Here is a 20569-nt window from a genome sequence, read left to right on the forward strand (position 1 = left end):
TGAAAAAACATTTCTTAGCAAAAAGCCGATGGCAGGTTGTTCCCTGCCATCAGCTGCTTTAACTCAAATTACTTAACCGCTTTACCAGCTTTGAAGTTAGCAAGAACTTGTGCACGCTCTTTGTCAGACATAGAGATCAAACCTGCTTTGTCTAATTTAGAACCTTTACCAGATACTTTCTTGCTCAAGAAGTATTCAGTAAATTGCGGTAAACCTTTGATTGATTTAAGGTGCTCACCTTTCACGTAGAAGAACAATGGACGTGATACAGGGTAAGAACCATTTAAAATTGTGTTTTCAGATGGCGCTACGTTGTTTACAGTTGCAACACGTAAACGGTCACGGTTTTGGTCATAGAAACCTAAGCCGAATACACCTACTGCGCTTGGAGAAGTTTTCAAACGTGCCAGTGTTTCTGTGTAGTCACCCGCGATTTCGATTACACGACCATCCTTACGGAAAGTAGTACACACTTTCTTTTGCGCATCTTTGTCTAATGCTTTGATTGCAGCATAAGCTTCACAGCCTGCATCAACCATTTTCTCTTGGAACACTTCACGTGTACCGTGGTTAGACGCTGGAATTACAAGTGTAATAGGCTCGTTTGGAAGTGTTTTGTCAATTTGGTTCCAACGTGTATATGGGTTAGCAACCATTTTACCTTTAGATGGTAATTGAGCTGCAATTGCTGCATATACATGGTAAGGCTTTAATTTGTAAGCCGCTTTGTTTGCGTTAGAAGCAAATACGATACCGTCGTAACCAATTTTAATTTCTAAAACTTGGTTTACGCCTGCTTTTTTACAAGCAGCTAATTCTGAATCTTTAATTTTACGAGATGAGTTCGCGATGTCGATTGTGTTATCACCCACACCTGTACAGAACTGCTTCAAACCACCTGAAGAACCGCCTGAACCAATAACTGGAGTTTTGAATTGTGGGAAAGTATTACCAAATTCTTCTGCTACAATACTTGCGTATGGTAGAACGGTTGAAGAACCCGCGATTTGGATGGTGTCACGAGCTGCGTTAGCAGTTGTTACAGCTGCTGCAGATACGGCTAAAGCAATGGCGATGTTAGTAAAGCGCATTCTGTTCTCTCTCATAGTATGCAAGTTCGGAGTACGTCACTTGTTATTAAGTTTTGTACTTATTTCGATAACTGCATTGTGGTTTTATAATATGACAACCATGTTACAGCTTTGTTACGCTTTGGTTATATTTGCTTTTCGTATCTGAAATAATTTTTAAATGATTTAAAATCAATAACTAATAAAACACTAGAGTGCTTATTTTTTTCAGTATTTAAATTTCAAAATGTAATAATTCATGCCAATGTCATCATTATTTATGGTTTTTTCTACCAAAATTGATGGTTTATTCGCCAATTGCGTAATTTTTATGACATCCGCAGTGCATTATTTGAGCCCAAAACACCCAATCCATCACAAAATTCAAGCAAGAACGGTACAACACTTCACTGCAATATTTTTAATCAGACACAAAAAAAGCCACCGTAGTGACTTCTTTTGTTGTATTTCATAACAATCTGAATAATGAAAGCATTAGTCGATTGGTGGCGTATAAGTACCCGCGACAATCGCATCTTTAATGCGATCTGCTTCTGCCAATACTAGGCCTAACAAGTTTTTCACGTTTTCAAGTGTTGCCACTGGACTTAAAGTCGTCATCTTCAATGATTGAACATTACCGACTTTAGTTACACCAATATTGGCCTCACCACGTGCAAATAATTCATCTGCCACGTTTTGGTTCAAGCTATCCAAGAACTCTGCAGGATAACCTTCAGGCACAACACGGAACAACACTGAAGCAAATTGTGGTTCAACCAACAATTCTAAACCTGCAGTCGCTTTAATATAATCAGCAACGTCACGGGTTAGCTTCACACCATGATCAATCATAGAACCGTAAAGCTCTTCACCTAATGCTTCAATCGTCATCCAAAGTTTCAACGCATCAAAACGACGCGTTGTTTGCAATGACTTAGACACCAAGTTTGGTACGCCATGTTCTTCATCATAAGCAGAGTTCAAATATTCTGCTTCATAGTGCATGAAACGATAGTTCGCTTCATCTTTCAGTAAGAACGCACCGCACGAAATAGTTTGGAAGTAATGCTTATGGAAATCCAGTGTCACAGAATCAGACAGCTCAATACCATCAAGCATGTCACGATGACTGTTAGAAAGAATTAATGCACCACCCCAAGCTGCGTCAATGTGCATCCACGCGCCATATTGATTAGTGATGTCACGAATCTTTTTAAGCGGATCAATCGCGCCTGCATCGGTTGTACCTGCAGTCGCAACCACACACGCAACGATCTTACCTTCAGATTTTAAATGCGCCATGGTTTGCTCAAGTGCAACCACGTCCATTTGTGCATTTTCATTAACAGGTACAGTAACAACCGATTGGAAGCCCATACCCATCATCGCCATGTTCTTTTGCACAGAGAAGTGTGCATTTTCAGAACAAATGACTTTCACATTACGCATTGCATCGCTTGGAATACCATCGCGCTGAACAGACCACGGATTACCGTTTTCATCTTTCCAGTTCTTTGCAATACACGCATCACGCGCCAATAACACACCCATCAAGTTAGACTGCGTACCACCTGAAGTGAACACGCCCGCTTGACCTGCACCATAGCCAACTTTTTGACGTAACCAGTCAATTAGTTGTACTTCCATCAATGAACCTGCAGGGCTTTGATCCCAAGAGTCCATAGATTGGTTGGTTGCGTTAATGAGAACTTCTGCAATTTGGCTTGCCACCATAGTTGGACAATGCAAATGTGCCAAAGAATGTGGATGATGAACTTTTAAACTTTTGTTTAAGAAAAGCTCAACCATGCGTTCCAATGACTTTTGTACACCCAAACCTTGTTTTGCAGGCTGGAAAGAAATCGCTTCACGCAATTCTTTAATGCTGCCGCCTGTGTACATTTTGTCATTTTGCAACCATGCCGCGACTGCTTGAGTCGCTTGTTCCATTGCTGCACTGTAGTCAGCAATGGATTGAGCATCATTGCAGAGTAACGCTTTACGATGTTCTGCAAAATCTACCATAAACTTATGCGCCTCGAACTGCGACTAACGCTTCAGCAACTGCTTTCTTGAAGCGAGCGATGACTTCTACACACTCTTCTTGAGTAATGATGAGTGGACAAAGTAAACGGATTACCGTACCACCACGACCACCTTTCTCAAGCAACAATTTGTTGTCAAAACATGCAGCTTGAACAGCAGCAGCCAATTGAGAGTCTGCTGGATAAGCACCTAAACGGTCTTTTTCTTGGCGTTCATCTACAATTTCGATACCAATCATTAAACCACGACCACGCACGTTACCAATACATGGGAATTCAACAGCTAATTTTTTCAATTCAGCTTGTAAGAACTCACCACGCTCTTGCGCATTTTGTGCAAGGTTTTGTTCTTTAATGGTTTTAAGCACCACAAGACCAGTACCCATTGCCAATTGGTTACCACGGAAAGTACCCGTGTGACCTGCAGGCTGCCATGCGTCAAACTTACGTTTAATTGCAAGTACCGCCAATGGCAAGCCGCCACCAACAGCTTTAGACATTACAATCACGTCTGGCTCAATACCTGCATGTTCAAATGCAAACATTTTGCCTGAACGTGCAAAGCCCGCTTGAACTTCGTCTAAAATTAAAACGATGTTGTGCTTTTCAGTCACTTCGCGGATTTTTTTCAACCATTTAATTGGTGCAGTCACTACACCGCCTTCACCTTGAATTGCTTCAAGAATCACAGCTGCAGGCTTAGTTACACCGCTTTCTACATCTTCAATGAAGTTTTCAAAATAATACGTTAAAGCATCTACACCCGCTTCACCGCCAATACCAAGTGGGCAGCGGTATTCATGCGGATATGGCATAAATTGAACACCAGGCATTAAACCATTGACTGCGTTTTTTGCAGACAAGTTACCTGTCATCGCCAATGAACCATGAGTCATACCATGATAGCCACCTGAGAAGCTGATGACTGAGCTACGACCTGTATAGGTTTTTGCAAGTTTGATTGCCGCTTCTGTGCCATCTGCACCTGTAGGACCACAGAACTGCAAGCAGTATTCTTCTTGACCACCAGGCATATGTGAAAGTAACGCTTCAGTAAAAGCATCTTTCAAAGGTGTCGTTAAATCTAGGGTATGTAATGGCAAACCACTCGCTAAAGTGTCTTGGATGCTTTGAACCACCGCAGGATGGTTATGACCCAATGCCAAGGTTCCTGCCCCAGCCAAACAATCTAGGTACTCAGTACCTTCAACATCGGTAACCCAACAACCCAGTGCTTTCGCTATCGCTAACGGTAATTTACGAGGATAACTACGCACATTCGATTCCATCTGACTTTGGCGAGTCAAGTAGTATTCGTTTGTGGAATGGTTGGCAGGGTTTACAGAAGTAACGCTCATATCGAATTACCATCTCTGATATGGGTTGAAAGAAATAAGTCTGGTGACTTGCGGTCCTTTGACTCGGTGCTTTTTTGATCTAGCGAGATAGAGTTTTGTTCTTCAAGACTAGGAAGCGGGATAATACCTAATTTTTCTAGAAAATAAACAGGTTTAACCCAAATATTGCCTAATCTCATCGAAAAAACATATCTTGCAGATGATTCGATTGAATTATCATCTTACATTGTGACAAAGGAAAGAAAATTTAACTCTTTCCACTTCCTTTATACGTTTTTTTGCACAATCTCTCAAGTCATGCAGCATTTATTTTCAAAATAGTATAGATCATTATTTTTATTGAATTTTATAAAGCAGTATTTACCGCATTTTTTAACGCATATTTTACAAAGCCACCACAAATTCAACTAAAAATCCTCACAAAGCAAAGCTAAAATTTAAAGCAGTTAAAACACATTTTAAAATCTCGATAATTTGAACAAAAGGTCAGAATATGCGCTTACTTTCTCTCGCTGCTACCCTGTTGGCTGTTGGTGCTGCAAGCACTGCTTTTGCCCAACAAAATGAATCTTTAAATTACAATATCGTCAATGTTCAAGCCGAAGCTACACGCGAAGTTTCAAATGATCAAATGCACGCTGTGTTATATATTGAAAAAAGTCACAAACAGCCTGCTGAACTTGCATCACAAATTAACCAGTTAATGAGCCAAGCCATTGCAACTGCACGTAAGTATCCACAAGTGAAAGTTGAAACGGGCTCACAAACCACCTATCCAATTTACGACAATGACAGTCGTAAGTTAAAAGAATGGCGCGGTCGTGCAGAAGTACGTGTGCAAAGCACCGATTTTAAAGCCGCAAGCCAGTTGGTGAGTGAGCTACAACAAAACTTTCAGACCCAATCAATTAATTTTAGCGTGTCGGATGCACAACGCAAAAAAGTTGAAAATGAGTTGATGGTCGAAGCGTCTAAAAACTTTCAACAACGTGCGCAAATGTTAAGTCAGGCTTGGAATAAATCGGGCTATAACTTGGTTAATTTGAACCTAAACACCAATTCTTATTTTCCGCAACCCGTTATGCGCGCGAGTATGGCTAAATTTGCTGTCGCAGAAACGGCTGTAGCTGATCAAGATACGGCAGCAGGTGAATCTAAAATTACAGTCAATGCAAATGGAACGATTCAGTTTAAATAAACTTGAAGCATGACATGCGTTGTTTAAGTAATAAAAAACCCGCTTAGATATTCCAAGCGGGTTTTTTAATAACTTCAATTGAATGATAACTTACAGCATCATCAATAAATCGCCATGTGATTGCGATGGATCATCTCCAACGAACGTGCCTCGCCTAACACCTGATGCACTTTGTCAGAAGCCAAGCCTTTGACCAAATCTGCAGAACGTGAACTAAAATTAACACGTCCCACAGCGACACGATGACCTTGTGTATCTACACACTCCACCACATCGCCACGTTCAAAATGCCCTTCTACCGCTTTTACACCCACAGGCAATAAACTGCGATGATTTTCTGTAATGGCTTTGACTGCGCCATCATCAATCACCAAACGTCCTGCCGTTTGTAAATGTGCCGCCAACCACTGTTGATGTGCTGCAATACGGTCATTGTCAGTAATGAACAGTGTACCCAACATTTCGCCCGCCATTAAACGCGCAAGCACATTGTCACTTTCACCACTGGCAATTAAAGTTGGACAACCCGATTTAGCCGCCAAACGCGCTGCACGGACTTTGGTCAGCATGCCACCGCGCCCAAACTTGCCGCCACCACCCGCCATATCAAACAGACTTTCATCCAAAGCGCGTACAGTATGGAACAGTTTTGCGTTTGGATTAGAGCGTGGGTCGGAGTCAAACATGCCTTGCTGATCGGTCAAAATAATCAACAAATCTGCATGTACCTGCCCTGCCACCATCGCAGCCAAAGTGTCGTTATCACCAAAGCGAATTTCGTCAGTAGACACTGTGTCATTTTCATTAATGACTGGTATCACGCGCCATTCAATCAGGTTTTGCAATGCATCGCACGAGTTTAAATAACGACGACGATCTGCCAAATCATCATGGGTTAATAGGACTTGTGCAGTTTGAATCTGGTGTTTTTCCAGCACACTTGACCAAGTTTGAATCAAGCCCATTTGACCAATGGCAGCGCATGCCTGAAGACTGGGTAGATCGGTGGGTCGATGCTCAAGTTTCATTCGCACCATACCTTCAGCCACAGCTCCCGATGACACTAAAATAATTTCGTGTCCAGCATTGTGTAGATCTGCAATTTGTCCCGCCCAATGCGAGATTGCATCCAAATCTAAACCTTGCCCATTGGCTGTGAGTAAAGATGATCCGATTTTAACAACGATTCGTTTACAACCCTTGAGCTGACGTTGCCCATCTACCACTTCTATCATCTTGTCCTCAGTCACTTTTTGTAGCGCTTAGCGTACGTAGTACACTTCTACTTCGCCATCTTCACCATCATCGTCTTCGTCGTCATCGCCCAACATACCTGCAAGACGTTGCTGACGGCGCATCTCACGATACGCTTCTTTCGCGGCAATGGTTTGTTCACGTGTTTCAGCTTCCAGCTGATCACGGAATGCTTTCATTTCTGCTGCGTACTCAGGATCTTCAACTTCGCGTTCACGTTGTTGCTCAATTTGATCCATCAAGTAATACACCACTTGCTGTGTACCTTCAGACATTAAGCCTGAAGTTTTGAACACAGGACCATCCCACTGCAATTCTTCAAGAATGTGTTTACACCATTCTTCACGTGAATCTTCAGGAAGTTGATCAAGTTTATTCAACACCAACACGATTGGTAACTTTGCCAAAGTTGGAGAGAATTTTTCCAACTCTTGCAGAATTGCTTTGGCATTGTACGCAGGATCAGAACCATCAATAGGTTGAACATCCACAATGTGCAGTAAAATACGAGTACGCGCCAAGTGTTTCAGGAAGCGAATCCCCAAACCTGCGCCTTCTGCTGCACCTTCAATTAGTCCTGGAATATCTGCCATGACAAAAGAACGATGACGATCTGCATCCACCACGCCTAAATTTGGCACCATGGTGGTAAATGGATAGTCAGCAACTTTTGGTTTTGCCGCAGACACGGCACGAATAAAGGTCGATTTACCCGCGTTTGGCATGCCTAGCAAGCCTACATCGGCAAGGACTTTCAACTCCAGACGGATTTCACGAAACTCACCTTTCGTACCATGCGTGAATTTACGCGGTGTACGGTTGGTAGATGATTTAAAGTGAGTATTCCCTAAACCACCATCACCGCCTTGAGCGACCAATACTTTCTGACCGCTTTCGACTAAATCTGCAATAATATCGCCAGAGTCTGTATCAACAATGGTTGTGCCCACTGGAACGGTCAAAACGACAGATTCACCACCACGACCTGCACAGTTTGCGCCCGAACCGTTTTTACCACGTTCAGCGCGAAATTTACGGGTATAACGATAATCTACAAGGGTGCTTGCGTTGTCGTCGGCTTGAATAAAAATACTGCCGCCACGACCACCATCACCGCCATCTGGCCCACCAAATGGTACAAATTTCTCTCGGCGAAAACTGGCTACGCCATTGCCACCGTCGCCAGCCTCTACGGTAATGACTGCTTCATCAACAAAGCGCATCTTGCCAATCCTCTAAAACTTTAAAAGCCGTATATTCTGCCATATTTTAGAGAATTTCTCGAATTATATTTATGCAATCGTATGCGTAGATGCTTTTTATCCTTGATTGTTCAAAACACTCATTTCTTTTAGCAATGATATGATCGTTTTTTCTTATTTCTCCTTCCTCATCTAAGTTCTTATAGTGCTTTAACCCTTGTTTGCTTTCTGTCGCCATGTCTAATGCTGTTGCCACCACAACCACGCCTGCTTTATCGCCTAAATTTATTTTACTCATAGCAACCGCCTGTGGCTTGTGTGCGGGATCGGCATATTTTAATCAGCCTTTAATTTATTCAATTGAAAAAAGTTTAGGCATCAGCACCAGCCAAGCAGGTTTTGCAGTAGTACTTGCACAAATCGGCTATGGTTTAGGATTAATGTTACTTGTGCCTTTGGGCGATCTACTCAATAAAAGAAAACTGATTGTGAGCTTGATGGTCTTTGCTGCCCTCTCGCAAATTTTACTGTCCTTCAGCAGCAATTTAACCATGCTGTATTTCTTTACGGTATGTGCCACATTTGGTGCGATTTCCGCACAGGTTTTAATTCCTTTTGCATCAAGCATTAGTCCACCCGAATCGAGTGCTGCCATTGTAGGCAAACTTATGAGTGGTTTGGTGATGGGTATTATTTTATCGCGTACCTTTGCTGGTTTTGTTTCGACCTTTTGGTCTTGGGAAGGTGTTTATTTAAGTAGCGGCATAATCACCCTACTGTTTGCAGGGCTGATGTGGAAAAAGCTACCTTCTACAGCTGCCAATAAAAATTTGACCGTGGTAGCTATTTATCGTTCTCTAATTCAATTAGCCACCACCCAGCCACATTTAATTCGCAGAGCCTGCGCAGGTGCTTTGGGTTTCGCTATTTTGTCCTTGGTTTTTACTTCCATGACTTTTGTTTTAGCCAATCCGCCTTATCATTTTAGTGATTTTCAAATTGGGCTTTTTGGCTTATTGGGTGTGATTGGTATTTTTTCTTCGAGCTGGTCAGGTAAAACGGTAGGCAAAGGACATGAAAATTTTGTCGCTATGCTCTGTATCAGTTTGATGTTGTTTTCTTGCATTCCACTCTTTTTTGCACAGCAGAATATTATGGCTTATGCAGTGGGCGTATTGATGAGTTATTTTGGCCTCACTGCATTTCACGTACTGAATCAGAACTTGGTGTATCGAATTGATGCTACCGCACGCTCACGTATTAATGCCGTATATATGACCATTTATTTTTCTGGTGCAGCACTTGGTTCGCTGACGGCGGTCTACGCATGGCTGCACTGGGGCTGGATGGGCTGTGTCGCGAGTATTTTAATATTTGCCGTAGGTATTTTATTGATTGATCGTTATGATTTTAGACAGCAAGAAAGATAATTATTCTGACAGAGTCTGATTGATATTTTTTTCTAAATAATCAATCAACTGATTAACTTTTTCTGCAATTTGTGAACCTTCAAACGTAAGTTGATACTCCACTTTAGGTGGTACGGTTGGATAGACAGTGCGTAAAATCAAACCATCTTGTTCTAAAATTTTCAGGGTTTGTGCCAACATTTTTTCACTCACCCCTTCAATGCGCTGTCTTAACTCACTAAAGCGATGTAAACCCTCACTCAAACAATGCAGCACCAACATCGACCATTTATTGGCAAGGTGTTCTAACAAAATACGAGATGGACAATCTTTGGCAAGGACTTGTCCGAGTACATGACTGCTGGCATATTGCATAACTTAATCCTTGTGTAGATTGACCTTAAAAGTTGAATTAAAAATCAAGCTTACTTTTAAACATAGACTTTATTTTTGTAAGTTTAGAATAACTTATTTTGCTAAAACTTCAAATATCTATCATACGCTTTAAGCATAGAAAAAATGTATAAAAAAAGAGCCTTAAAAAGGCTCTTTTTCAAATTCTGATGTTACAAATTATGCATTTGTTTCAGCAGGAATTTTTGGATAACTTACGCCACCCATTTGCTCAGCGATACGTAATACTTGACAGCTATAACCCACTTCGTTGTCATACCAAACGTAAGCAGTTAAACGGTTGCCAGAAGTAATGGTTGCTTGCGCGTCAAATACACCCGCAGTACGTGAACCAATGAAGTCGCTTGAAACCACTTCAGTCGAGTTGGTATAACCAATCTGACCTTGAAGGTTAGAGTGAATTGAAATTTGACGAATATATTCGTTCACTTCTTCACGATCTACTTCTTTCTCAAGCGTTAAGTTCAAGATAGCAAGTGATACGTTTGGCGTTGGAACACGTACAGAGTTACCTGTTAATTTACCTTGCAATGCAGGCAATGCTTTCGCAACTGCTTTTGCTGCACCAGTTTCAGTAATAACCATGTTCAAAGTTGCCGCACGACCACGACGATCTGCCTTGTGGTAGTTATCAATCAAGTTTTGGTCATTGGTAAATGAGTGCACAGTTTCAACGTGACCATTCACAACAGTGTACTTGTCATGCAACACTTTTAAAGTTGGTGTGATTGCATTCGTTGTACAGCTTGCTGCAGAAATAATAGTATCTTCATCAAGAATGTCAGCTTGGTTTACGCCGTAAACCACGTTCTTCAGGTCGCCTTTACCTGGTGCAGTTAAAATTACGCGTGCAGCACCTGGGCATTGAAGATGTTGTGCAAGACCTTCTGCATCACGCCATTTACCTGTGTTGTCAATCACTAATGCATTGTTGATGCCGTAAGCTGTGTAATCTACTTCAGATGGGTTAGATGCATAGATCACTTTGATGAAGTTACCATTTGCGATAATGGCTTCATTTTCTTCATCTACAGAAATAGTGCCTGCAAACGGACCGTGAATAGAGTCACGACGTAGCAAAGATGCACGTTTTTCTAAATCACCGTCAGATGATTTACGTACCACAATAGCTTTAAGGTTTAAGCCACGACCAAGACCTGATTGACCAATGATTAAACGTGCAAGAATACGACCGATACGACCAAAACCGTAAAGAACAACATCTTTGCTTTCTACTGTTGTTGGGTTACCTGCTAAAGATTTCACAGCGTCTGCAACAAATGCATCTACATCGCCGCCTTTTTCTTTATATTCAACAGCAAGTTTACCCAAGTCAACTTCTGCTGAACCAATGTTCTCTACTTTGGTTAAAGCTTCAAGAATTGGGAATGTGTGAACAACTGAAAGTTCTACGTCCATCATACGAGTACGACGGTGTGCTTTCAAAATTTGAATCACAGAACGGTTAACTAAAGAACGACCAAAAACTGAAACCATGATATTTTTTTCACGGTACAACTGACCGAGTAAAGCAATCATACGTTCCGCGATTTCTTCACGGTTTTTCCAGCGACCTTGGTGCTCTGCGTGTAGGGCGATGATAGTCTCTTTGCTCACAGATACGTCCTCTAATTAATTGTATATCTAGGCATGAATTTCAAAACCCGATAATTGTAATGGAATTGTCGTCAAGATTGAATCAAAAGCTGGTACTGACCCGACTATTTTCCTATATATTCACTATAAATTCATAAAATAGTTGTAATTATTTTTGTGATTTTAGTTTTTTCAACAAAAGTTCAATTTTTTAGACGAAAAGGAGGATGATGCCAAACTCGATTATCCTCTTGGAAATTTGAATATCTCACCACAGCGACGGCTTTTATTGTCCAGATGACTGTTGAATCTTCTGCTGTAAATCTTGCTGATTCATTTTTTGTTTTCTTAAATGCAAACACCCTTCAACCACCAATAATGCAACTGCCAACCAAATTGGGATATAAGTCAGCCATTCCCCTGCTTCAACTCGTTCACCTAACAACATAGACACAAAAGCCAACAGCACAGGTTCTAAATAACTCAGTAAACCAAAAATCACAAAAGGCAAATGGCGGCTGGCCAAAATATAACTGCCAAGTCCCAATGCACTTAAAAAGCCCAATCCAAGTACCGACCAAATTAAATATGGAAAAGCTGCGATGACATTTACACTGTCACTATAATAAAAGCCTAAATATACCGCGACAGGAATAACTAGCAGTAAATCCCACCAAAACCCGCCCAAGTGATCGGTTTGAAAGACCCGACGTAAAAAGAAATATAAAGGATAGGCAAATGCCACATATAAGGTTTCCCACGCCACCGTGCCAATGCGCCAGATTTCATGACTGACACCTAGCACGGCTAAGGCAACTGCTGCCATCTGCCAAGTCGATAACTTTTCTTTATATAGCACACAGCCAAGCAAAACCATGATCAAAGGCAATAAGAAATAACCCAAAGAAACCTGCAAACCACGCCCGTTAATCGGCCCCCACAAAAATAACCACAATTGCGTAGTGCATAAAAAAGAACTAAAAATCAGCCAAAGTATGAATTGTGGTTGTTGTTTGAGCCGCTGAAAAATCGCGGAAATATGTTTTAAATCTCCCGACCACCACATAAACAAAGTTAGGAATGGCAAAGTTGCCAACATACGCCACGCAAAAGTTTCTTCGCTGTCTAAAGGTTTGAGTAATTGGGTATAAAAATACAGCACCCCAAAAGTGACCGATGCTAAAACCGATAGTGCAATGCCTTTATACATCCGACTCTCCCCTATATCAGTCGGCATTATACTCATATATACGTTGTTTTAGAGATTGATCGAATGTTCAAAATTTAAAATGACAGGATATAAAAAACCACGCAGCTTTTGCGTGGTCAATTGGTCTGCATACGTTTGTCTGCTTATATCTATAAGTAGCTCTGGAGCTGCTGCAACTTAGTCTGACTTTTTAGTTTGCGTATGTCTGGTATAAATCACATCACTTAAGTCATAACCGAGTGATTTGGCATAGTTCAGATATTCAGTCACGACAGCCTGATCAGGATGCGGCGTACGTGAAAGTACCCATAAATATTTACGGCGTGGTTCACCCACCAAGGCAGTTTGATAGTCATCATCTAGCTTTAACACCCAATAATCACCACGCCCTACAGGCAACCAACGAATGACTTCAGGTAAAAAGCTAACTTTGAGTTTGCTGTTAAAAGGCGCATTTTGTACAAAAGCTTCGCCCAAAGCACGCATTTGTTTGCCATCTTTTGCAATACAACGGTTATCCACCTGCACATTGCCATTTTCATTCAATGTATATGCTGCTGTTACATTTGAACCGCATTTGTTTTGGAAATATAAAGGCTTTCTTGCAACCTCATACCAAACGCCTAAATATTTATCTAATTCGACTTTTTCTACCGTTTTCATCGGTTCATTGGTTTTGGAATATGCCATAGTCGCAGCACCCAAACCAATCAGCACCACACCACCAAGGGCAATTTTGGCAAGTCGCGCACCTGCAAACGGAAGTTTTTTAGCCATTGTCCCAACCTCTAAACTCTAATGTTCAGTCAATTTTGTTTATCTTCTTCAAAAATAACCGCAAGCATTTCAATTTACTGTATGGATATGTAATTTTTGCAACTCAAATTTTACATAGCAAGTTTAGTATGCAAACTCGCACTTACACTGACAGTGCAGTTCGCCCCAATTTAGCCAGATTGCAACATTTGCGCTTTTAAACGCAAAATTTCATCACGTAAACGAGCCGCTTGTTCAAATTGCAGTTCTTTAGATGCTTTCAACATCTCTTTTTCAAGTTTGGCAATATGTTTGGCATACAGTTTAGGATCAGCCAAAATGTGCTGTTCATCGTCACTTAAAGCACGGCTTTGTGCATTGATTTTTTCATCAATTTGCTCATCGTTCAGCACTTCACCTGTGTCGATTTCTTTAATCACCTGACGCACTGCACTACGTGGAGTAATGCCGTGCAATTCATTAAATTCAATTTGTTTGGCACGACGACGCTCTGTTTCATCTATCGCCTTTTGCATTGAATCGGTAATGCGATCTGCATATAAAATTGCTTTACCTTTCAAGTTACGTGCTGCACGTCCAATGGTTTGAATCAACGAACGTTCTGAACGTAAAAAGCCTTCTTTGTCGGCATCTAAAATTGCCACTAAAGACACTTCAGGCATGTCTAAACCTTCTCGTAACAGGTTAATGCCAACCAAGACATCATGCACGCCTGTACGTAATTCGTGAATAATTTTGACGCGTTCTACGGTATCAATATCAGAGTGTAAATAAGCCACTTGAATGCCGTATTCTTTTAAATACGAGGTCAAATCTTCAGCCATGCGTTTGGTTAAAGTGGTGACCAACACCCGCTCATTCAATTCTTTACGCAAATTGATTTCAGACAGCACATCATCCACCTGCGTTAACACAGGACGAATTTCAATTTCTGGGTCAATCAATCCTGTTGGACGCACCACTTGCTCTACAATTTGTTGCGATTTTTCCAACTCATATTGTGCAGGTGTAGCGCTCACATAAATTGTGGATGGGACGATGCGCTCCCATTCTTCAAATTTCATTGGACGGTTGTCTAACGCACTAGGTAAACGGAAACCATAATTCACCAAGTTTTCTTTACGTGATCGGTCACCTTTATACATCGCGCCAATTTGCGGAACGGTCACGTGCGATTCATCAATAATCAGCAAGGCATCATCAGGTACATAATCAAACAAAGTGGGCGGTGCTTCGCCTGCAGGTCGTCCAGACAAATGTCGTGAATAGTTTTCGATGCCGTTGGTATAGCCCAATTGCTGCATCATTTCTAAATCATAGCGGGTACGTTGTTCTATGCGCTGCGCTTCTAGCAATTTGTCATGTTCGCGAAAAAACACCAAACGCTCTTTTAGTTCTTCTTTAATGGTACCAATCGCACGTTCTAAATTATCCTTAGGCGTAACATAGTGACTTTTAGGATAAATAGTCACGCGCGGCACTTTACGCACCAATTTGCCTGTTAATGGATCAAACCAACGAATCGAATCGACTTCATCATCAAATAATTCTATGCGAATAGCATGCTGATCAGATTCAGCAGGGAAAATATCTAAAATTTCACCACGAATACGGTAAGTACCGCGCAAAAACTCTAGCTCATTACGGCTATATTGCATTTCCACCAAACGACGGATCAAATCATCACGATTCACCCGATCACCTTGCACCACATGCAGCAACATGCTCATATAAGCATTGGGGTCACCCAAACCGTAAATTGCAGATACCGATGCGACAATAATGGCATCACGACGCTCTAGCAAAGCACGTGTGGCCGAGAGTCGCATTTGGTCAATATGATCATTAATAGACGCATCTTTTTCAATAAAAGTATCGGAAGATGGTACATAGGCTTCAGGCTGATAATAGTCATAATAACTGACAAAATATTCGACTGCGTTGTTCGGAAAGAACGCTTTAAACTCACCATACAACTGCGCTGCCAGCGTTTTGTTATGTGCCATGACAATGGTCGGACGCTGTGTTCTGGCAATCACATTGGCCATGGTATAAGTCTTACCTGAGCCTGTAACCCCAAGTAATAGCTGATCATGATAGCCCTGTTCTATCCCTTGAACCAATTTTTCAATGGCTTGTGGTTGGTCACCCGCAGGTTGATAGTTGGTGACTAAATCGAAAGGTTGCTTATCACTCACAAATGCAGCTCTCAGGTTTGATGCGACCTAATATTTTAGCAGATTTGCCTACACTCAGGACATCCGAATATGTTGTGGCGATGTTGCGTAGCTACAAAGCCATTGCTCGGTTTTAATTCTGTATTGGACGCTGTTAGAACGAAGATGTGCTACGACTAAATTGAGCACGGGGAAACTGCTTTAAGACTTGACCCACTGGCTATTCAAAGGCAACATGAAATTTCAGGACGACAACCATAAAAGCACACATTCATGACTTACCAATATCACGACGAATCAATTATCAAAAGCCTCCCTGAAGATACTGTTTTCGTATTTGGCAGTAACATGGCAGGACAACATGCAGGTGGTGCAGCACGAACAGCCAAAGAATTTTTTGGTGCCGTTGAAGGCGTCGGGCGCGGTTGGGCAGGACAAAGTTTTGCCATTCCAACCATGAATGAACATTTACAACAAATGCCACTATCGCAAATTCAGCACTATGTGGATGACTTTAAAATCTATGCCAAAAACCATCCTAAAATGAAGTATTTTTTAACTTCAATTGGTTGTGGTATTGCAGGTTATACGGTTGAAGAAATTGCCCCTATGTTTAAAGGCATTGCCCATAATGTGATTTTTCCTGCGTCGTTTCGTCCTTTTGTCGAAAAAGCATTGCCTAAACTAACGCAAAAATTACTACACACCATTTACCGTGATTCTGTGATTTTTACCCCTGCCACCGATGAATTAATTGAAGTCTTGGCATTGAGCGATAATGAAAAAGCCTTGGCTAAAATCATATTGAATACACAAATGTACCCAACTGACAGCAATGGGCGTGATCGGGTCTTTGAAATTCAGGATATTTTGCACAACTTAAATGGTAAGGTATTCGAGTTCCAAAATAATTCAGAAGGCCCAATGCTATTTGGTGCAGCGATTTTGGCTTTATTGGAATTGTATAATATCAACGAGCAAGATTTTAGCGATGTATGGCATGGCGTACGTGAAATCTCGCCGCCAAAACCTGCCAACAAAGCGCGTAAGCATGTTCGTTAATTTCAATACTTTTAAATCCCCATCAATAAAAAATGCCACGTAATTGTGGCATTTTTTTAGCGCTTACCCATCGAACGACGAGTACCACGTGGCGGTGGCCAAGTCTTATCCGCATATTGCTCAGGTTTAGGACGCACCGAATTATGTACCGCCTGATCATTATCCTGCGCTGTGTTTGGCATTGGGAATGGGAGATTCACCAATGGTTTTTTTGAAGTAGGCTGCTGCTTACTCATGACCATCACTCTTATAAAATTTGGACTATTTTAAAGTTTTTTGCCGCCCGATGCGAGAAACTTCCACCTCACAGCAGTTTTAATCACGATTTCATAGGAAATTGGTCTAATTTGGTGATTTTTTATTAATTTGATGCAATTTTAAACGACGCAGACATCGAATTTAGGCTAAGATAATATGCTTTTTATTTTTTTATCCCTATAAGAAGGAATATGCCGTGGACGTACGTCTCTCTGATCGTGTCAATGCCATCAAACCGTCCCCAACACTTGCAGTAACCAATAAAGCCGCTGAACTTAAAGCTGCGGGTCATAACGTTATTGGTTTGGGTGCAGGTGAACCGGATTTCGATACACCACAACACATCAAAGATGCAGCTATTGCAGCAATTAATAACGGTTTTACAAAATATACTGCTGTTGACGGTACGCCTGGTCTTAAAAAAGCCATTATCGCAAAATTAAAACGTGACAATAATCTTGACTACCAAGCGAACCAAATTTTGGTGTCTTGTGGTGGTAAGCAATCATTCTTTAACTTGGCGTTGGCTTTGTTAAACAAGGGTGATGAAGTGATTATCCCTGCACCGTTCTGGGTAAGCTATCCAGATATGGTGATTATTGCTGAAGGCGTGCCAGTCATTGTGGAATGTGGTGAAGAACAACGTTTCAAAATCACGCCTGAACAATTAGAAGCTGCGATCACTGACAAAACACGTTTAGTGGTGTTAAACAGCCCATCTAACCCTACAGGTATGATCTACACTAAAGCTGAATTAGAAGCTTTGGCTGCTGTACTACGCAAATACCCTGAAGTATTCATTGCATCTGACGATATGTACGAACCAATCCGTTGGGATGATGAGTTCTATAACATCGCGACAGTTGCACCAGACCTTTATGACCGCACAATCGTGTTAAACGGTGTGTCTAAAGCTTATGCAATGACTGGCTGGCGTATTGGCTATGCAGCGGGCCCTGCTAAACTAATTGGTGCGATGAAGAAAATTCAATCTCAATCGACTTCTAACCCAACTTCTATTTCACAAGTTGCTGCAGAAGCTGCATTGAACGGCCCACAAGACGTACTTGAGCCAATGGTTGAAGCATTCAAACGCCGTCATGACTTAGTTGTAAATGGCTTGAATGACATCAAAGGTATTTCTTGCTTACCTGCAGATGGCGCGTTCTATGCGTATGCAAACATCAAACCATTAATTCGTGCGAAAGGCTTAAAATCTTGCACAGAATTCTCTGCTTGGTTATTGGAAGAAACTGGTGTTGCCGTTGTTCCTGGTGATGCGTTCGGTTTAGGTGGTTTCATGCGTATTTCTTATGCAACTGCAGACGAAGTACTTGTAGATGCGCTTGCACGTATCAAAAAAGCTGCTGAATCAATTGAAGGTGTAGATGAAGCGATTGCTTCAATCGAAGCTGAAAAAGCTGCAAAATAATCTAAACCTGTTTAGATGAACAAAACCCACGATTGAATCGTGGGTTTTTGTTTTTAATTGCGTTTTTTCACTCACTATTTCCCCTTCTTTCTGAGGAGAGAGATCACAAACAACGCTTTAAAAAAGCCTCACAATCATTTCTTGATAGATATAAGAAATTCAATAAAAGACCAAACCCGCTGCAATCTAAACGGTTTTATACACGTGGTTTAGTTAAAATCACCATCAAAATACCACATAACACAATCAAGGTTGCCACGACCTTCAACAGGGTGAGTTGTTCGCCTAGAAAAATTACACCGCCTAAAATCGCCAAACACGGCACAGAAAGTTGCACAGTACTTGCGGTAATGTGATCAATTTTTTTCACAATGCTGTACCACAACACATACGCTCCAGCCGAAGCCAATGCACCCGACAAGACCGCCAAAACCACCCCCTGCCAAGTGATAAAACTTTCGGGTAAATACCAAAGAAAAAATACAGCAACAAGCGGAGTCGCCAGAATGAAATTAGACAGAGTATTAGTTAAAGCATGCTGCATCGTCTTTGCAGTAATGCTATAAAAACCCCATGCAATACCTGCCAGTAACATCATCAGCGCATATTTGAACGTTGGCGTACTGGCTTCAGGCAATAGCAACAAGCCCATCCCCAATACAGCACAGCCTAACCCGACCCAGCGCGGCAAAGTCATGCGCTCACCATGCAAAATTGCATAACTGATCATGGTGATTTGCACTGCGCCAAATAGAATCAATGCACCAATGCCTGCATCTATATGCAAATATGCCAACGAAAAACCGAGTAGATATACAGCAAGGCTTAATGCAGATTTCCATTGGAATTGAATTGGTTGTTGAACCTGCAAAACAGCATAGAATATGCCTAAGCACACTGCCCCACTGCCAACCCTGAGCAAACTAAAACTCATAGGGTCAATTTGCTGTTCAGCCAATGCCAAACGACACAGCAAGGAATTTGCAGCAAATGCGAGCATGGCAATGCATATTTTAATCCACACGGCTGAATATCCTTTTCAAGCTGTTCGCAAATCTTTATCGCAGTTTAGAACACTATTTTAGTGCAAGTCATTTCGCTCAATTCAATACAAATCTATTTGGCTGAAATGATAAATTATCTTAGATTAAATACTATTTAGATTAGATACTGTTTTTCAATGCTGCGATCAACTCTGATTTAGACACTACAGGTTGAGTTGTCGCTTTATATTCACATAAATAGCGAAAAGCAGAGTCTAATTCTACACGCAATTGTTTTTGTTCAGACACAGACCACACGCGTGAACGGTTGCTCCCCGAAAGCGCACTACCCGCCAGTTGGTACAAATATAAATCATGATCACGCTGTAATGGTTTTTTGGTGCCGTTGTCTGGATGGTCTGAAAGCAATTGGCAGGATGATTGAATGAGCCATTTTTCACTAAACCACAATTGCAATAAATCGCCCAAATACAAATCTTGAGGTGCCAAAGGCCAGACATGAATAAACGCGCCTTCTACAGCAGTGTAGTATTGTTCAGGCGTAGACAAGATAGAAAGATAATGTTCTTGATAATAAGAAAATTGAGAAAAAATGTCAGAAATGCTGAGCGTATTCATTCGCTTACTCCGATTTAGCCATTTTAGTGCTGGCAAGTTGGGTTAAATCCACACTGTTTAAGATGCTACTTAAACGCTTTGTTCTGTCACTCAGACTAACAACCGATTTTGTGTAACGCAAGTCTTGTGGGTGATTTTTTAATAAAATTTTGTTTTTTGTTCAAATAAAAAGCATATAAAGTCAAAATGAAAGAAACATGACAATTTATGCTTGACCCTTGCTTAAATCTGCTTATAATCGCATTCAGATTCTCCCATAGCTCAGTCGGTAGAGCGACGGACTGTTAATCCGCAGGTCCCTGGTTCGAGCCCAGGTGGGAGAGCCAAATTCTAAAAAGCCCAAGCATAACGACTTGGGTTTTTTATTGCCTAAAATTTATGGATGATGTGGTCTGTAAATAACCAAGCAGCGATTCATGCCTTAATCGTTCAAAAAGATGAATGTAACTGTTTTGGGCAATTCAGCTTAATGTAATTCCTAA

At 41.3% G+C, this 20569-nt stretch carries 17 protein-coding genes and 1 tRNA gene; 5 read left to right on the forward strand and 13 right to left on the reverse strand.

Going from position 1 to position 20569, the window contains the following annotated elements; all coding sequences use genetic code 11:
• Window positions 1-68: 68 nt before the first annotated feature.
• The 3 genes from FTU39_RS00805 to FTU39_RS00815 all read right to left on the reverse strand — a co-directional run bounded on the left by FTU39_RS00805 (window position 69) and on the right by FTU39_RS00815 (window position 4476).
• Window positions 69-1091 carry a substrate-binding domain-containing protein gene (locus FTU39_RS00805; RefSeq protein WP_180051600.1) on the reverse strand — a complete coding sequence of 341 codons (1023 nt, stop codon included), beginning with the start codon at window positions 1089-1091 and terminating at the stop codon, window positions 69-71.
• Window positions 1092-1565: 474 nt separating this feature from the next.
• Complete coding sequence (locus tag FTU39_RS00810; RefSeq protein WP_004971679.1) at window positions 1566-3098, reverse strand: aspartate aminotransferase family protein; 1533 nt, start codon at window positions 3096-3098, stop codon at window positions 1566-1568.
• A gap of 4 nt (window positions 3099-3102) precedes the next feature.
• On the reverse strand, window positions 3103-4476 hold the full coding sequence (locus tag FTU39_RS00815) for a diaminobutyrate--2-oxoglutarate transaminase (RefSeq protein WP_004971681.1): 1374 nt from the start codon (window positions 4474-4476) through the stop codon (window positions 3103-3105).
• 493 nt (window positions 4477-4969) lie between these two features.
• Between FTU39_RS00815 and FTU39_RS00820 the strand changes: the two genes are divergently transcribed.
• On the forward strand, window positions 4970-5674 hold the full coding sequence (locus tag FTU39_RS00820) for an SIMPL domain-containing protein (RefSeq protein ID WP_180051601.1): 705 nt from the start codon (window positions 4970-4972) through the stop codon (window positions 5672-5674).
• Between the two features lie 101 nt (window positions 5675-5775).
• Here the strand turns inward: FTU39_RS00820 and proB are convergent, their stop codons facing one another.
• Together proB and cgtA are read right to left on the reverse strand one after the other, a co-directional pair.
• Window positions 5776-6909 (reverse strand): glutamate 5-kinase, encoded by a 1134-nt coding sequence (gene proB, locus FTU39_RS00825; RefSeq protein ID WP_180051602.1) that lies wholly within the window; start codon window positions 6907-6909, stop codon window positions 5776-5778.
• 27 nt (window positions 6910-6936) lie between these two features.
• On the reverse strand, window positions 6937-8151 hold the full coding sequence (gene cgtA / locus FTU39_RS00830) for an Obg family GTPase CgtA (protein WP_004971687.1): 1215 nt from the start codon (window positions 8149-8151) through the stop codon (window positions 6937-6939).
• Between the two features lie 215 nt (window positions 8152-8366).
• On the opposite strand from cgtA, the gene FTU39_RS00835 reads away from it, so the two are divergent.
• On the forward strand, window positions 8367-9560 hold the full coding sequence (locus tag FTU39_RS00835; RefSeq protein WP_180051603.1) for an MFS transporter: 1194 nt from the start codon (window positions 8367-8369) through the stop codon (window positions 9558-9560).
• Here FTU39_RS00835 and FTU39_RS00840 read toward each other — a convergent pair whose 3' ends face one another.
• The 5 genes from FTU39_RS00840 to uvrB all read right to left on the reverse strand — a co-directional run bounded on the left by FTU39_RS00840 (window position 9561) and on the right by uvrB (window position 15734).
• Window positions 9561-9914 carry a helix-turn-helix domain-containing protein gene (locus tag FTU39_RS00840; protein ID WP_168418171.1) on the reverse strand — a complete coding sequence of 118 codons (354 nt, stop codon included), beginning with the start codon at window positions 9912-9914 and terminating at the stop codon, window positions 9561-9563.
• Between the two features lie 198 nt (window positions 9915-10112).
• Window positions 10113-11570: a glyceraldehyde-3-phosphate dehydrogenase gene (locus tag FTU39_RS00845; protein WP_180051604.1), complete on the reverse strand. Its 1458-nt coding sequence runs from the start codon at window positions 11568-11570 to the stop codon at window positions 10113-10115.
• 265 nt (window positions 11571-11835) lie between these two features.
• On the reverse strand, window positions 11836-12759 hold the full coding sequence (gene rarD / locus FTU39_RS00850) for an EamA family transporter RarD (protein ID WP_154320882.1): 924 nt from the start codon (window positions 12757-12759) through the stop codon (window positions 11836-11838).
• A 177-nt stretch (window positions 12760-12936) separates the two neighbouring features.
• Window positions 12937-13536, reverse strand: a complete 600-nt coding sequence (locus FTU39_RS00855) for a lipocalin family protein (RefSeq protein WP_004971700.1) — start codon at window positions 13534-13536, stop codon at window positions 12937-12939.
• A gap of 170 nt (window positions 13537-13706) precedes the next feature.
• Window positions 13707-15734 (reverse strand): excinuclease ABC subunit UvrB, encoded by a 2028-nt coding sequence (gene uvrB / locus FTU39_RS00860; protein ID WP_180051605.1) that lies wholly within the window; start codon window positions 15732-15734, stop codon window positions 13707-13709.
• 252 nt (window positions 15735-15986) lie between these two features.
• Between uvrB and FTU39_RS00865 the strand changes: the two genes are divergently transcribed.
• Complete coding sequence (locus FTU39_RS00865; RefSeq protein ID WP_004971705.1) at window positions 15987-16775, forward strand: hypothetical protein; 789 nt, start codon at window positions 15987-15989, stop codon at window positions 16773-16775.
• Window positions 16776-16831: 56 nt separating this feature from the next.
• On the opposite strand, the gene FTU39_RS00870 is transcribed toward FTU39_RS00865, so the two are convergent.
• The gene (locus FTU39_RS00870) at window positions 16832-17011 is read right to left on the reverse strand and encodes a hypothetical protein (RefSeq protein ID WP_004971707.1); all 180 of its coding nucleotides are present in this window, start codon (window positions 17009-17011) and stop codon (window positions 16832-16834) included.
• 218 nt (window positions 17012-17229) lie between these two features.
• On the opposite strand from FTU39_RS00870, the gene FTU39_RS00875 reads away from it, so the two are divergent.
• Complete coding sequence (locus FTU39_RS00875) at window positions 17230-18465, forward strand: pyridoxal phosphate-dependent aminotransferase (RefSeq protein ID WP_004971708.1); 1236 nt, start codon at window positions 17230-17232, stop codon at window positions 18463-18465.
• 196 nt (window positions 18466-18661) lie between these two features.
• Here FTU39_RS00875 and FTU39_RS00880 read toward each other — a convergent pair whose 3' ends face one another.
• Window positions 18662-19489 carry a DMT family transporter gene (locus tag FTU39_RS00880; protein WP_180051606.1) on the reverse strand — a complete coding sequence of 276 codons (828 nt, stop codon included), beginning with the start codon at window positions 19487-19489 and terminating at the stop codon, window positions 18662-18664.
• Between the two features lie 139 nt (window positions 19490-19628).
• A complete protein-coding gene (locus FTU39_RS00885; protein ID WP_178318832.1) occupies window positions 19629-20087 on the reverse strand; it encodes a hypothetical protein in 459 nt (152 codons plus the stop codon).
• 250 nt (window positions 20088-20337) lie between these two features.
• Here FTU39_RS00885 and FTU39_RS00890 point away from each other — a divergent pair.
• Window positions 20338-20413 (forward strand) — tRNA-Asn (locus tag FTU39_RS00890).
• Window positions 20414-20569 lie beyond the last annotated feature (156 nt).

Source organism: Acinetobacter sp. YH12099 (genome assembly GCF_013419195.1).
In the GTDB taxonomy this organism is placed as follows: Bacteria; Pseudomonadota; Gammaproteobacteria; order Pseudomonadales; family Moraxellaceae; genus Acinetobacter; species Acinetobacter towneri.

Excerpts from the sequence above, each read along its gene's own strand:
- rarD (WP_154320882.1), bottom strand. The coding sequence starts at position 12,759 with ATGTATAAAGGCATTGCACTATCGGTTTTAGCATCGGTCACTTTTGGG.
- FTU39_RS00835 (WP_180051603.1), top strand. The coding sequence starts at position 8,367 with ATGTCTAATGCTGTTGCCACCACAACCACGCCTGCTTTATCGCCTAAA.
- FTU39_RS00870 (WP_004971707.1), bottom strand. The coding sequence starts at position 17,011 with ATGAGTAAGCAGCAGCCTACTTCAAAAAAACCATTGGTGAATCTCCCA.
- FTU39_RS00840 (WP_168418171.1), bottom strand. The coding sequence starts at position 9,914 with ATGCAATATGCCAGCAGTCATGTACTCGGACAAGTCCTTGCCAAAGAT.
- cgtA (WP_004971687.1), bottom strand. The coding sequence starts at position 8,151 with ATGCGCTTTGTTGATGAAGCAGTCATTACCGTAGAGGCTGGCGACGGT.
- FTU39_RS00810 (WP_004971679.1), bottom strand. The coding sequence starts at position 3,098 with ATGGTAGATTTTGCAGAACATCGTAAAGCGTTACTCTGCAATGATGCT.
- FTU39_RS00805 (WP_180051600.1), bottom strand. The coding sequence starts at position 1,091 with ATGCGCTTTACTAACATCGCCATTGCTTTAGCCGTATCTGCAGCAGCT.
- FTU39_RS00865 (WP_004971705.1), top strand. The coding sequence starts at position 15,987 with ATGACTTACCAATATCACGACGAATCAATTATCAAAAGCCTCCCTGAA.
- FTU39_RS00855 (WP_004971700.1), bottom strand. The coding sequence starts at position 13,536 with ATGGCTAAAAAACTTCCGTTTGCAGGTGCGCGACTTGCCAAAATTGCC.
- proB (WP_180051602.1), bottom strand. The coding sequence starts at position 6,909 with ATGATAGAAGTGGTAGATGGGCAACGTCAGCTCAAGGGTTGTAAACGA.
- FTU39_RS00815 (WP_004971681.1), bottom strand. The coding sequence starts at position 4,476 with ATGAGCGTTACTTCTGTAAACCCTGCCAACCATTCCACAAACGAATAC.
- FTU39_RS00820 (WP_180051601.1), top strand. The coding sequence starts at position 4,970 with ATGCGCTTACTTTCTCTCGCTGCTACCCTGTTGGCTGTTGGTGCTGCA.
- FTU39_RS00885 (WP_178318832.1), bottom strand. The coding sequence starts at position 20,087 with ATGAATACGCTCAGCATTTCTGACATTTTTTCTCAATTTTCTTATTAT.